The 13,966-nt window shown below is 48.5% G+C and carries 13 protein-coding genes, 1 pseudogene and 1 riboswitch; of the genes and pseudogenes, 7 read left to right on the top strand and 7 right to left on the bottom strand.

The genetic code is table 11. From position 1 onward, the window contains the following. The first annotated feature begins 50 nt into the window (after positions 1-50). The 5 genes from purM to EKN56_RS17280 all read left to right on the top strand — a co-directional run bounded on the left by purM (position 51) and on the right by EKN56_RS17280 (position 4,199). Positions 51-1,088, top strand: a complete 1,038-nt coding sequence (gene purM / locus EKN56_RS17260) for a phosphoribosylformylglycinamidine cyclo-ligase (protein WP_130592943.1) — start codon at positions 51-53, stop codon at positions 1,086-1,088. Next, positions 1,088-1,726, top strand: coding sequence for a phosphoribosylglycinamide formyltransferase (purN, locus tag EKN56_RS17265; RefSeq protein ID WP_130592944.1), 639 nt, complete (start codon positions 1,088-1,090; stop codon positions 1,724-1,726). Before purM ends, purN begins: the two co-directional genes overlap by 1 nt. 166 nt (positions 1,727-1,892) lie before the next feature. Further along, a complete protein-coding gene (gene speG / locus EKN56_RS17270; RefSeq protein WP_130592945.1) occupies positions 1,893-2,420 on the top strand; it encodes a spermidine N1-acetyltransferase in 528 nt (175 codons plus the stop codon). Between the two features lie 260 nt (positions 2,421-2,680). Continuing rightward, positions 2,681-3,280, top strand: a complete 600-nt coding sequence (locus tag EKN56_RS17275) for a TetR/AcrR family transcriptional regulator (RefSeq protein WP_130592946.1) — start codon at positions 2,681-2,683, stop codon at positions 3,278-3,280. 19 nt (positions 3,281-3,299) lie between these two features. Beyond that, positions 3,300-4,199 carry a hypothetical protein gene (locus EKN56_RS17280; RefSeq protein ID WP_130592947.1) on the top strand — a complete coding sequence of 300 codons (900 nt, stop codon included), beginning with the start codon at positions 3,300-3,302 and terminating at the stop codon, positions 4,197-4,199. Between the two features lie 18 nt (positions 4,200-4,217). Here EKN56_RS17280 and EKN56_RS17285 read toward each other — a convergent pair whose 3' ends face one another. Beyond that, positions 4,218-4,454: a hypothetical protein gene (locus EKN56_RS17285; protein WP_130592948.1), complete on the bottom strand. Its 237-nt coding sequence runs from the start codon at positions 4,452-4,454 to the stop codon at positions 4,218-4,220. A gap of 246 nt (positions 4,455-4,700) precedes the next feature. Between EKN56_RS17285 and epd the strand changes: the two genes are divergently transcribed. Continuing rightward, positions 4,701-5,762: an erythrose-4-phosphate dehydrogenase gene (gene epd, locus EKN56_RS17290; RefSeq protein ID WP_130592949.1), complete on the top strand. Its 1,062-nt coding sequence runs from the start codon at positions 4,701-4,703 to the stop codon at positions 5,760-5,762. 307 nt (positions 5,763-6,069) lie between these two features. Here the strand turns inward: epd and thiD are convergent, their stop codons facing one another. From thiD to EKN56_RS21350, 3 genes and pseudogenes are all read right to left on the bottom strand, one after another. Then, positions 6,070-6,867 carry a bifunctional hydroxymethylpyrimidine kinase/phosphomethylpyrimidine kinase gene (thiD, locus tag EKN56_RS17295; protein WP_130592950.1) on the bottom strand — a complete coding sequence of 266 codons (798 nt, stop codon included), beginning with the start codon at positions 6,865-6,867 and terminating at the stop codon, positions 6,070-6,072. Beyond that, on the bottom strand, positions 6,864-7,679 hold the full coding sequence (gene thiM / locus EKN56_RS17300) for a hydroxyethylthiazole kinase (RefSeq protein WP_130592951.1): 816 nt from the start codon (positions 7,677-7,679) through the stop codon (positions 6,864-6,866). The genes thiD and thiM overlap by 4 nt, the downstream gene beginning before the upstream one ends. Before the next feature lie 34 nt (positions 7,680-7,713). Beyond that, positions 7,714-7,817: riboswitch (TPP riboswitch) on the bottom strand. Between the two features lie 48 nt (positions 7,818-7,865). Beyond that, positions 7,866-8,053: pseudogene (locus EKN56_RS21350) on the bottom strand (secretion protein HlyD); the annotation flags it as partial. A 102-nt stretch (positions 8,054-8,155) separates the two neighbouring features. Between EKN56_RS21350 and EKN56_RS17310 the strand changes: the two are divergent. Further along, positions 8,156-9,052 (top strand): PhzF family phenazine biosynthesis protein, encoded by an 897-nt coding sequence (locus EKN56_RS17310; RefSeq protein ID WP_130592952.1) that lies wholly within the window; start codon positions 8,156-8,158, stop codon positions 9,050-9,052. A gap of 88 nt (positions 9,053-9,140) precedes the next feature. Here the strand turns inward: EKN56_RS17310 and EKN56_RS17315 are convergent, their stop codons facing one another. From EKN56_RS17315 to EKN56_RS17325, 3 genes are read right to left on the bottom strand one after another with little or no spacing between them, the layout of a single operon-like run. Further along, a complete protein-coding gene (locus EKN56_RS17315; RefSeq protein WP_130592953.1) occupies positions 9,141-10,310 on the bottom strand; it encodes an HlyD family efflux transporter periplasmic adaptor subunit in 1,170 nt (389 codons plus the stop codon). Between the two features lie 10 nt (positions 10,311-10,320). Beyond that, positions 10,321-12,459, bottom strand: coding sequence for a type I secretion system permease/ATPase (locus tag EKN56_RS17320; RefSeq protein WP_130592954.1), 2,139 nt, complete (start codon positions 12,457-12,459; stop codon positions 10,321-10,323). After that, positions 12,459-13,868 carry a TolC family outer membrane protein gene (locus EKN56_RS17325; protein ID WP_130592955.1) on the bottom strand — a complete coding sequence of 470 codons (1,410 nt, stop codon included), beginning with the start codon at positions 13,866-13,868 and terminating at the stop codon, positions 12,459-12,461. The genes EKN56_RS17320 and EKN56_RS17325 overlap by 1 nt, the downstream gene beginning before the upstream one ends. Positions 13,869-13,966 lie beyond the last annotated feature (98 nt).

The following is a 13,966-nucleotide window of genomic DNA, read 5'->3' on the forward strand; positions in this document are numbered from 1 at the left end:
AATTATGCCGTTTCTGTTAAATATCACCTATCTCCATGGGGAACCCCGCAGTGACCGATAAAACTTCTCTAAGCTACAAAGACGCTGGTGTTGACATTGATGCTGGTAACGCTTTAGTCGATAGAATCAAAGGTGTAGTAAAACAAACCCGTCGTCCTGAAGTTATGGGTGGACTCGGAGGGTTTGGAGCACTTTGCGCACTGCCGCAAAAATACCGTGAACCGATTCTGGTTTCAGGTACCGATGGTGTCGGTACCAAACTTCGGTTAGCCATGGATTTAAAGCGCCACGATACCATTGGTATCGATCTGGTTGCCATGTGCGTTAACGACCTGATTGTTCAGGGTGCTGAGCCACTGTTTTTCCTTGATTATTACGCCACCGGCAAGCTGGATGTGGATACCGCAGCCCGCGTAGTGACCGGCATTGGCGAAGGCTGTAAACAGTCTGGCTGTGCGCTGGTTGGTGGAGAAACGGCCGAAATGCCCGGCATGTACCATGGTGAAGATTATGACGTAGCCGGTTTCTGCGTTGGCGTAGTAGAGAAATCTGAAATCATTGACGGCAGCAAAGTTTCCGAAGGTGACACGCTGATCGCTCTGGCCTCCAGTGGCCCACACTCTAACGGCTACTCGCTGGTACGTAAAATTCTTGAAGTCAGCAAAACCGATCCACAAGCCACTATGCTGGCAGGTAAATCACTGGCAGACCACCTGCTGGCACCAACTAAAATTTATGTGAAGTCTATTCTGCAAATGCTGGAACAGATTGAGGTGCATGCTATCGCCCATATTACCGGTGGCGGCTTCTGGGAAAATATTCCCCGCGTATTGCCTCAGGGCACTCAGGCGGTGATCGACGAATCAAGCTGGCAGTGGCCGGAAGTGTTTAACTGGTTGCAGCAAGCCGGTAACGTCAACCGCCACGAAATGTATCGGACCTTTAACTGCGGCGTGGGTATGGTTATCGCCCTACCAGAAGCGCAAGCCAGTGCAGCCATTGCCCAATTACAATCTACCGGTGAAATCGCGTGGAAAATTGGCACTATCAAGGCTTCCACTTCTGATGAGCAGGTGGTTATCGGCTAATGAAAAGTATTGTTGTACTCATTTCCGGCAGCGGCTCTAATCTTCAGGCTATCATTGATGCCTGCGATAGTGAGCAAATCAACGGGACTATCAGTGCGGTGTTCAGCAATGTTCCTGAGGCTTATGGATTAGTGCGGGCACAACAGTCCGGCATTGTTACTGAAGTGGTTGAGCCTAAGTATTTTAGCAGTCGTACTGATTATGACCTGGCACTGGCAGATACCATCGATCGCTATAAGCCTGACCTGATTGTTTTAGCGGGCTATATGCGAATTTTGAGCCCTGTATTTGTTAATCGCTATGCGGGTAAGCTGCTGAATATTCACCCTTCCCTGTTGCCTAAATATCCGGGCCTGCACACTCACAGTCAGGCGCTGAGTAACGGCGACAAGCAACATGGTGCAACTATTCACTTTGTTACCGAAGAGCTGGATGGCGGCCCGATTATTCTGCAAGCGGCAGTACCGGTATTACCACAGGATAGCGAAGCCGGGTTGATTAAACGGGTACAGGTTGAAGAGCATCGCATCTATCCGCTGGTTGTTAGCTGGTTTATGGATGGTCGTCTGGCAATGCGTGATGGCAAAGCCTGGATGGATAACCAACCTTTACCCCCTCAGGGTTACACCGAAGCCTGATATACCGCATTATGGCTACGATACCCATTACCGGTGTCGTAGCCTTATCTCTCCCGCCTCTGGTCTGAAATAGTACTTGCCCACAACACATTAACCTGACTAAGCTAGTAAGTTGTAGCCCTGCTACAACGAATTATTTATAAACAGATAGCTATCAGGAGTTCCCATGTCGGGTAAACCCAGCGTCAAGCTACGTCCGCTTGAACGTGAAGACCTCAGATTTGTCCACCAACTCGATAATAACGCCAGCGTTATGCGCTATTGGTTTGAAGAACCCTACGAAGCCTTTGTTGAGCTGTCGGACCTGTACGATAAACATATCCATGACCAGAGCGAACGACGCTTTATTATTGAAGCAGATAATAATCGCGTAGGGCTGGTTGAACTGGTAGAAATAAACCATATACACCGCCGGGCAGAATTTCAGATCATTATCGATCCGGCCTGGCAAGGGCATGGCTATGCCAGTGCCGCAGCACAGTCCGCCATGGAATATGGTTTCTCGGTGCTTAACCTGTATAAGCTCTATTTAATTGTTGATAGAGAAAATGAGAAAGCCATTCATATTTATACCAAGCTGGGATTTGAAACCGAGGGTATTCTTAAGCACGAATTCTTTATTAATGGAGAATATCGCGACACCATTCGTATGTGTATTTTTCAGCCCCAATATTTAGCCCGATTAAAACCGTAAAATAGAATGATTAAAGGAGAGCTATCCATTCGATGCTCTCCTGGCTATTTATCCACCGCGATCCCTTTCCTGCTTGATTAAGATAATCCCCCTTTCCGGCTATTCTTATTTATAATGTGTCCAAAATAAAAATAATATCTGATGCGATTCATCAGAATATTTAGTACGACGTAACAGATTTATTCTTTAACCAATAAAATAAGATAAACTGACTGAAAAATAACGGTATTCTTATAGCAGGAGATCAGAGAGGTTCGACTATGCGCCCATCAACAAAACTAAAACAACAAAAAATTATTGAGGTAGCAACCCAACTGTTTCTTGAGCAGGGGTATCATCAAACCAATCTGGATCAGATTATTGAACAATGCGGTGGCTCCAAGCAGACTATTTACAGCTATTTTGGTGATAAACGGGGCCTGCTGACTGCGGTGATTGGCCGCTGCATTGAAGAGGTTGAAGCGATATTCAACTTTAAAAATGACGACAATAAAAATCTGGAACAACAATTGATTCAGTTTGGTACCAACTATCTGGATACCATTTTATCCCCCACCTTACTGAACACTTTTCGCATTTTACTGACCGAATCTCAGCACGATCAGGAACTGGCTGATTTTTATCTAAATCATGGTCCTTATCGCATAACCAACTATTTAAGACAGTTTTTGCTCTCCCATATGGAACAAGGGCATCTGAAGAATGGTGATCCCTCAGTCGCCTGCAATCATCTGCTTAGTTTACTGAAAGGTTATATCCAGCATGAAGTGCTGTTTGGTGTAAAAGTACCGCCTAAAGCGGTGATCAGACAGCATGTGCAGTCGGCGGTAGACTGCTTCCTTAACGGCTATCATCCCTGATAATAAAATAAAGATAATCATGATTAAAGTTGCCCTTACCCCTATTGAACACCAATCCCGCGGTGAGCTGGTTGCCTGCTCATGGAGCACTGCCGATCGCCTGATGGTACTGGAAGCAGAGTCCATTCCGGAACGCATTAATGGCCAGTTTGTAGCCAGTCAAACCGATAAGCGAAGCTGGTTTGTCTCAATCTATCAACATGGTGAACTGATATTATCCGTCCCTTCTATTGAATCAAAAACCAACTTTCACTATGTGCAGATACTGGATGAGCAGCATATTTTGTTGGTGGGTGCTCGCTGCCACTACAATCATGGCGACCCGGAAAAGAATGCTGAAGTTTACAATCTGGATGGGCAACGAGTGCGTCGTTTCACCCTGGGGGATGGTATTGAAGATATTAATGTCACCACAGACGGCGCTATCTGGGTTAGCTATTTCGATGAGGGAGTATTCGGTAATTACGGCTGGGGGCAACCTCTCGGACAATATGGTTTGGTAAAATTTAATGCGGAAGGCAATGTTCTCTGGCAGGCCGAGCAGTTTGATATTTGTGACTGTTATGCGGTGAATGCTGAAAGTGAGCACTCATTTTGGTTTTACTACTATTCTGATTTCCAGTTAGTGCATTTAAACAAGCTGCAAGCCACGTCTTATCGGGTTCCTGTTCAGGGCAGCCATGCCTTTGCGCTAAGTCACCCCTACTTAATCATGGTCGGAGGCTATGGACAGAATGATAATTTTCACGTGTTTAAATTCAATGCATCCTCATTAAAGGAGACCGCAAAACTGGTATTTACTGATTCTGGCGGCAAATCGCTGAAGCAATGTGTTTATAACATGCGTGGAAATCGGGTTATCGCCTTTAATCAAAGCGGGATTTATTACACCATTCTGACGCCAGACTGCTGCCAGTAATTTAATCCTGAATAGCGATTACCAACCAAATATGGTGCCCTGATCGGTAGATTTATCGGCTGCGCCTTGATCCCGGACCCGCTCCATGCGGCGATCCCGCTTCATGCTATCGGAACCTGGGTCATAGTCATAAATGGGTCGTTCCCGATCGTTAACCACACAACCTGAGCCCCGCGGGCAAGGTTCGGTATAAGACTCCGAAGTGCATCCCACTAAAAACAAGGCAATACAAGAAATTAGCGATATTCTATTCATAAAAACCCCAACATCATCACTACGACATAATCAGCATAGTTAATTATAATTTATGCAATTATACAAGAATGATATTAGCGCTTTACACAGATGCCTGAACTCTGTCATTTTGTTGATAATCATCCAACATCATTAGCATGATTATCTTCGGATTGACTATTGATATTGTGATCTCACAACACTCACATTTTCTTGCATTACATTATGCTAACCAGCCGGCATGATAACGAACAATAAAGGTATAACATGACCATCCGAGTAGCTATTAATGGCTTTGGCCGTATTGGCCGCAGCGTTTTACGCGCTTTGTACGAGTCAGAACATCACAAAAAAATCAGTGTGGTGGCAATTAATGAGCTGGCCGACCCTAACGGTATGGCACACTTATTAAAATACGATTCAACCCACGGGCGCTTTGCCCGTCGCATTCGTCAGGAAGGAAGAATGTTATGGGTGGATGATGATGCAATACAGTTATTCCATCAAAAAGAAATTACCAATCTGCCGTGGAAATCATTAAACGTTGATATCGTGCTGGATTGCAGCGGCGTTTACGGGAGCCGAGCTGATGGCGAAGCGCATATCGCTGCCGGTGCCAAAAAGGTTCTGTTCTCCCACCCGGGGGGTAACGACTTAGATGCAACCATTGTTTATGGCGTAAACCACCATGAATTAAAGGCCGGAGACCGTATCGTTTCCAATGCATCCTGTACCACTAACTGCATTATTCCGGTAATCAAACTGCTGGATGATGCCTTTGAGATTCGCTCAGGCACGGTGACCACCATTCACGCTGCGATGAACGATCAGCCAGTGATTGATGCTTACCACAAAGACTTACGCCGCACCCGAGCGGCAAATCAGTCAATCATTCCGGTCGACACTAAACTGGCAGCGGGGATCACGCGTATCTTCCCTAAGTTTTGCGATCGATTTGAAGCGATTTCGGTGCGTGTACCCACCATCAACGTAACGGCTATCGATCTGAGCGTTACGCTGGAAGTCCCGGTAAGTGTGCAAGACATTAATCAGCTGTTAGAACATGCGGCTAATAGCAACTTTCAGGGCATTGTGGATTATACCGAGTTACCGCTGGTTTCTACCGATTTTAATCATGATCCGCACAGCGCCATTGTGGATGGCACACAAACCCGGGTCAGCGGTCAGCATCTGGTAAAAATGTTGGTATGGTGTGATAACGAATGGGGCTTTGCCAACCGCATGCTGGATACCACGTTGGCGATGGTTGCCAGTGAGCAGCAATCGGAAGAAAGCTTCGTTAAAAAGATCACAGAACAAACCCTGTAGCACGCTCTTGGTGTATTTTTTACCCATCCGTAATTGCTCTGCGGATAAAGTAGGTAACACGTTTTGTATCTTAATATAGCTCATCGGAGGGAGAGGGTGCCGTGGGGGTCGACTTGGCGTAAGCCAACGAAGTGCCCGTAGGCAGCCTAGGCCCGACGCACGTCGAAGCCAAGTACAGATGGTCTTCCGGTCGAGTACAAAATCAATATAAGCACTTCAGATTTTACGACCGGAATATCCATCAAGGCTAAATTATTAGGTTTGTTAGTGGACTGAACTACCGATTAATTACCAGCAGGTTTTATTTTCACCACCAGCGATGAAAATGGTGTACCGGGCCGATACCGTGCCCCACTTCCAGACTGTCTGCCATTATCAGTGCCTGCTGTAAATAATCTTTAGCCCACTGTACTGTCTGCTCCCAGCTATCGCAGCGAGGGCGCAACGCAGCCAGCGCGGCAGAAAGCGTACATCCGGTCCCATGAGTATGTTTAGTAGCAATTCTTTGGGCACTAAAGCGCAGCGTTTGCTGTGGGGTAATCAACCAGTCGGGGCTTTCCGCTTCACTTAAATGCCCTCCTTTCATTAACACCGCCGGGCAGCCCATTCCTAACAGCGCTTTTCCCTGCTCCAACATTTCAGCTTCAGTGGTGGCAATAGAGCAATCAAGCAGAGCGGCAGCTTCCGGCAGATTAGGTGTAATCAAAGAAACAATCGGCAGCAATTGACGACGAATCGCCTCTACTGCATCCGGAGCCAGTAACGGATCGCCACTTTTTGCCACCATTACCGTATCCAATACCACGTAAGGAATGGGATAGCGCTTTAGTGACTCAGCCACCACCTGCACAATATCTGATTCAGCCAGCATGCCAATTTTGGCGGTGTCGATACGCACATCATCCAGTACTGAACTAAGCTGGGCAGCCACAAAATCAGGCTCAATGCGATAAACCGACTGTACACCCAGCGTATTTTGCGCCACCAGCGCGGTCATTACGCTGGTACCATAAGCTTCTAACGCAGAGAAGGTTTTTAAGTCAGCCTGAATACCTGCACCGCCACTTGGATCGGTACCGGCAATAGTTAATGCATTAATTCTCATAGTGTTTTACCCATCAGATGTTCTGGTTGCAGTTGATAAAGCAGATCAAGAAAACGGGGAACAAAACTCCCCGGCCCGGCAGATTCACTGGCGGCAACGCCACCGCAAAGGGCCATTACCATGCAGGCGCTGGCAACCAGCTCAAGAGTCTTCTCTTTATCCAGCGATAAAAATGCAGCCACCACGGCGGACAATGCACAACCTGTTCCAACCACTCGGGTCATTAACGGATCGCCAAAAGGCAAGGCATAACAGGTTTGACCATCGGTTACATAGTCAATAGCGCCGGTCACCGCAACGATAGCACCGCTACCGTTGGCTAACTCAATCGCAGCCGGTAACGCAGCTAAAGAATCGTCGGTACTGTCAACGCCGCGACCCGCTGAACTCAAACCGGCCAGCGCCATAATTTCAGAAGCATTACCGCGAATAGCCGCAGGTTTCATGGTCAATAATTGATGGGCGAAGTCAGTACGATAGCTCAATCCTCCGACCGCTACCGGATCCAAAACCCAGGGAACATTGGCGCGATTAGCTGATTCCACCGCCAGCAACATCGCTTCTGCCTGAGTTTCGTTCAGGGTGCCCACATTGATCAAAAGCCCGCTGGCAATAGCACTAAAATCTCCGGCCTCCTGTCGGGCCACCACCATTGCCGGTGAGGTTCCTAAAGCCAGCAGAACATTGGCGGTAAAATTTTGTACCACCTGATTTGTCAGGCAATGAACTAAAGGGGAAGTGGTTCGCAGTTGCGTCAGCCAGTGGGCCGCAGCGGAACCGGGAAAGGGTTGAAGGTTGTGAGATGAATTCATAAAGCTCCCAACCGGCGTTAAAGAAGGCAGTACCGGTGGGATACCGTGACTTCCCTACGCTGGCATAATCCAGATCAGGTAATACGGGTGATATCTCAGCCGCTGTACATGTTGCACAGGGCACCCCGAGTCGAAGTTACATATTAGACGATTGGACAAAAGGATCAAGGATTTGTCGGGATATCATTAACGCTCCCGTAACGCTTCCTCCACCTTATTCAGCGGCTTAATCAAATACTCCAGCACCGTCTTCTGCCCGGTGAAACCACCACTACTGTTCCATCCAGATGGCCGTAAATAGAGGGGACGTAAGCGATCAGTTTAATCATTGCAGGAGGTTCGGGCCGAATATAAGCGATATCACGTGGATTCATAAACCACGCTAAATAGGGGAGGAAATATATACAGATTGATAAGTTGATGTAGGTCATTTAACAGAGCTATCATCAAGCCTGATATATAGCGGATTATGGAAAATGCTAAGAAGAGATAATGTGACGCCACGCGCCTACAAACAGGTAGATGTATTTACCACCTCGCCATTGCAGGGCAATCCCTTGGCGGTGATCCTGGAGGCGGAGGGGTTAACTGAAATGCAGATGCTTTCACTCGCTCGCTGGACTAATCTTTCGGAAACGACATTTGTTTTCAAACCGACTAATCCAGCTGCAGATTATTTGGTGCGCATTTTTACCCCTGAAAAAGAGTTGCCCTTTGCCGGACATCCTACATTGGGTACGGCCCATGCATTATTGGAGTCCGGGTTGGTGACCAAACAGCCGGGGATTGTTATGCAAGAATGTGGCGTTGGTCTGGTTGCTGTTAATATCTTACCTGAAAGAACACTAGCGTTCGTCGCACCTACGGTAACGTTTCAAACATTGACTGTTGAGGAAAGGGAACTGTTAATAACCCATTTTCAACCTGCAGTTATTGAAACAAATACCATACCGGTGATTGCCGACATGGGCATTCGTTGGCTTATGGTACGTATGCCAAACGCTCAAGCCTGCCTGACAATGACGCCAGATCAAGCCATGATTAAAAAGCTGCAAGTTGCTTGCCATGTTGATGGTGTGGTGGTTTATGGTGCCTATTCATCTGGTGTTCCTGCTGATTATGAAATGCGAGCGTTTCTGGTTGAATTAGATAAATTGGTTGAGGATCCAGTAACCGGCAGCGCTAATGCGTGCTTAGCCCGTTTGCTGAAGACCAATAACTTTCCCGACGGCGGATCGACGTCACTGGGGTATCAGGTTCAACAAGGTACCCAACTACATCGAAAAGGTTTGGTTAGCGTTCGTTTTATTCATGATGAGCCATGGATTGGTGGACAGATTTGCACGCTAGTTAATGGCTGGTTACACATTTAGATATGGCTACATTTACTGATAACCAGACATTGTGATCGGGAATGGGTATAGCACCCGTTCCCGGCCTTAATGCATTGTCGGGATATCATTAACGCTCCCGTAACGCTTCCTCCACCTTATTCAGCGGCTTAATCAAATACTCCAGCACCGTCTTCTGTCCGGTTTTAATCTCTACGTTAGCTACCATGCCCGGCATAATCGGAAAACGCTTACCGTTTTTATTATGCAGCTCTGCATTTTTAGTTCGCACATAAACCCGATAATAGTACTGATCGCGTCGTACCTCGTCCTGTAAGGTATCCGGTGAAACCACGACCACGGTACCCTCCAGATTGCCATAAATAGAGGAGTCGTAAGCGGTCAGTTTGACCGTTGCAGGAAGTTCGGGCCGAATATAAGCGATATCCCGTGGGTTAATACGAGTTTCAATCAGCAGATGGTCTTCCAGCGGTACAATCTCCATTAACTTACCGCCCGGAGGCAAAACGCCACCGACGGTAGTTACCTGAATATCTTTTACCACGCCATGGACCGGGGAATAGAGCGTAGCCCGATCCAGTTGGTCAGCTTTACCCGCCATCACTTCCATCTGGGCATCCAGCTCGGCATTATTTTTTACCTGTTCTTCGCGTGCTCGTACCGCATACTGGTTACGCGCTTCATCGATTTTCCCCTGTAACTCCGTTGCCTGACGCTGCAAACGAATAACCTCAACCCGGCTGGCAGCCCCCTTTTCAATGAGTGGCTGAGTCATTTTCAGCTCAGAATTAACCAGATTGTACGAACGTTGTAAGTTGGAAACCGTTTCATCCAGATTGCGCCGTCTTGATTCATACAGCTGACGTTCGCGCGCTACCAGCTCCGGCTCCTGTAATGTATCGGCGCTGAACTCCAGTGGAGCGCCGGTCAGTTCAGAGCGTAAACGCTCCGCAGAAGCGCGCAGCGTTCTTACCCTCGATGCCGCCTCACCATAGTTAGACTGAAAGCGTTTAGGATCGAGCTGTGCCAGCACCTGCCCTTTATTAACAATGTCACCTTCATGTACCGGCATAACAGAAACGATGCCGCCATCCAGACTCTCTATGACCTGAGCGCGCGTTGAAGGTGTTACCTTTCCCGTACCCACGGTCACTTCATCTAATGAAGCAAAACTTGCCCAGATAAAAAGCAAAATTCCACCTAATAATGTCAGCCAAACCACTGACGAATGACGGCGTCCTTGCTGAGCCATATCTTCCTGCATTGATAGTTCAGTCATTACGCAATCCTCAGGCGACAATAGATGCAACATTGGTGTTATGGCGAGCCTGATTCAGGATCTCATCGCGAGCACCATCTGCGACAATTTTCCCCCCATCGACCACCACAATCCGATCCACCAGCGCTAATAGCGCCGGACGATGCGTTACCAGAATCAATGAACGCCCAACCAGCCAGCTTTGCAGCTGACGAATAACATAGCTTTCCAACTGTTCATCCATGGATGCCGTGGGTTCATCCAGTAATACTACCTGTGGATTGCGTACGATCAGTCGGCTCAGTAACACCATCTGCCGCTGCCCTCCGGATAATCCTCTCCCACCTTCGTTTATCAGGCGATCAAGACTGGAGGCATCCTGCTGTACCAGCGTTAATGCACCACTGATACGTAAAGCCTGTATCAGCTCCTGATCGGTGGCATGAGGATGGCCCAGCATCAAATTCTGACGCAGCGTGCCAAAAAACAGGCGCGAGTCCTGTGACAGATAACCTACCTGACGTCGAATATCTGCCGGATCGACTTGCGCCATATCGACACCATCGATAATTACCTTTCCTCTGGTGGCCAATGCCTGTCCGGATAACAGACGCAGCAGGGTAGATTTCCCCATACCTACTTTGCCAAGAATCGCAACCCGCTCTCCCGGCTTAATATCCAGACTGGATATCTGTAGTGCTAAATCACTTTTTTCTTCGTCATAACTGTATTGCACATCTTTTAATTGGTAATGACCCGCCAGAACCGGACAGCGCGCCATCGGTTTCTCCGTATTGCGGTCCAATGGCTTTTTAAGCAGATCGTTAAGTCCGGTCATGGCGCTTTTGGCATGTTGCCAGCGAGAGAACACCATGGTGAGCTGCATCAGGGGGGCGATAGTACGGGAGGACAACAGGCTACAGGCCACCATGGTACCGGTAGTAATGGTGCCTTCCAGCACCAGATAAGCGCCAAACACCAGCATTCCGGCGTAGGTAATTTGCTGAACCGACGATGCCCAACCGCTTAATCGGGCACCCCACACCCGTTGTTTCATACCAATCGTGGCGCTGACTTTATGCGTTTGCTCCCACTGACGTTGAAAATAGGGTTCCGCCTGTAACGCTTTAATATCTTCAACGCCTTCGATGGACTCCACCAAGACCGCATTACGCAGTGCACTTTCACGCATTCCCTCTTTGGCTAATTTAGCCATCGGCCACTGAACCAGCAGGCCGGGAATCACTATCAGAGGAATAGCCAGCAGTGGAATTAACACCAGTTCACCGCCCACTGCCGCCATAATAGCCAAAAACAGCAGGACAAACGGCATATCCATCGCGGCACCAACGGTGGTCGAGGTGAGCAACTCACGCACCTGATCGATTTCTCTCAGTTGAGAAATAAAAGACCCCGTCGACTTAGGCCGCGCATCATTTTTAATTGCCAGCGCACGGGTAAAAAACATGGAGGAGACTTTTAAATCGATATGCTTACCCATCAAATCTGAAATGTGGGTACGCGACAGGCGGATAAAAAACTCCATTAGGGCTGCCAACAATACCCCAACAAACAGTACCCACAGCGTAGGGTAAGACTGCGATGGAATAACCCGATCATACACCTGCATAGAAAACAGGATCCCTGCCAGCGCCAGTACGTTACTGATAATCGAAGCCAGTGAAATTTCTGCCAGTTGCCGTCCGGTATGGCGAAAATGGCGCCAGAACCAGTGTTCACGATAGGGTTGTACAAACTCATCAATTCGCGAATCCTGCCCACGAGCGGCAATGCCCAGTAGCACAACATCTGGCTGGATACGGGCAAGCAGTTCAGGCAGCGGCTCCTCCCGCAGTAAATCTCCCCCGTCGCCCAGCCAGTAAACCATCCGTTGCTCTTCATCCAGCGACTCTAAAACAATCAGTGAACCATCCTGCAACTGAGCCATCACCGGCAGTATTTCATTACGCCAGCGCACGCTGGTTGCCGTCTGAATTTTTACCTGCATACCCATCAGGCTACTCAAGCGCTCTAACCGGCGGGGCAACGGTAAGCTCTCATACCAGCGCATTTGCTGACGCAGCGCATTAATATCCGTGGAGATGCCAAAACGCCCGGCAGCCCGGGACATTGCCATTATCCAGCTATCTGAATTGGGTAAATTGGCCATTATGACGATCCTCCAAGTGTAGGGAGGTCATCGCCGGTCACTTTCTGACGCTCGATCCCCAACATATCTAATAAATTATCCACTGCACCCGCATAACGCACTGCGGCATCCCAGGCATCATAGCGGGCCATAATGGCGGCGTTATCTGCCTGTAAAACATCTTGTTCAACGCTGAGTAAATCATTCAGGCTACGTTTATTCAGGCGGTATTCATCCTGATAGACGCTGCGCGTTTGCTCTGCACTGGCTTGCTGTGCTTCTCCAGCCTGCTGACGCTGTTGTGCCCCCAGCAGGTCCGCATAGGCAGTTGAGGCTTTTTGATCGACATCCAGCTTGCTGGCTTCAACTTCCGCCTGAGCATTCTGACGTTCCCCTTCCGCGGCATCGACCCGGGCCGAGGTAGCGCCCCCCTGATAAATAGGTGCATCCACCACCAGCTGTACCTGATCGTCCCAGTACGAGCCGTCGCCATCCGCATATCGGGTGCGCCCGGCCTGTACTGAAATGGTAGGCCAGTGTTGAGCTTTCGCCTGTTGAATGCGCTTTTCGGCGGCCAGTTGTTTAGCCTGAGTGCTACGTACTGCATTATTTTGCTGATAGGGTAATGATTTAACGGAGATCTTTTGCCCCAGCAAATCTTTGGGTAAATCCGGATACTCCGTGGCAACAACACCGGTCAAGGCTGATAGCGAAGCCTGTGCTGACATCACCTGTGCCTGATACTGTTGATAAGTGGCTTTCATTCCGGCAATGCGCGTTTCAGCCTGTAATACATCGGATTGAGAACTTAGTCCGGCCTCTGCCCGCAGCGTTGCCATTTGCCTGACGCTTTCAAGGGAAGCCAGATTACGTTGCGCTGCCTGTGCCAACTCCTGATAGCGTTTAACCTGAAGATAACTCTGTAGCGTTTGTTGACCCACACCATTCAGGGTGCTGTAAAGCTGATAATTGTAGGCATCGGATAAATCATGTTGCTCATCAATACTGCCTCCGGTTTTACCAAAGTCATACAGCAACTGTTTTAAATTAAGACCAACGGAACCATTATTATCCAGTGAGCCCGAAGAGTCGGTTTGATGAGAGCGACCAACACCGCCCTGTAATGATACCTGAGGAAACCAACCGCTTTTTGCTACGTTCAGATTGGCTTGCCCAACGCGAATTTGTGCCGCTGCCTGAGCAATTTGCGGGTTACGGGCAAATGCCCGCAAAATGGCTTCATGTATGGATAAACTGGATTGGTTTTGTTCACTGGGGGCAACCTGCCACTGATACTCTTCCGCTGCATAACTTGCGGGCAAAAAAGTCAGAAACAGGCTGCTTATGCCACAACATAAACCGATGAGATAACTGGAGGGCCGAACAGCGGATCGAAGTCCGGCACCAGGGCAACGTTTGGTGTATTTCATTTTTCCCACATTCTATTAGATGATGGTTGTTATAAATAAAGCTATACCAGAGTCGATCCCTATCTCTGACCGGTGCGGCCAACGACCGCACCGGTGTT

It is taken from the genome of Limnobaculum zhutongyuii (genome assembly GCF_004295645.1).
GTDB lineage: Bacteria > Pseudomonadota > Gammaproteobacteria > Enterobacterales > Enterobacteriaceae > Limnobaculum > Limnobaculum zhutongyuii.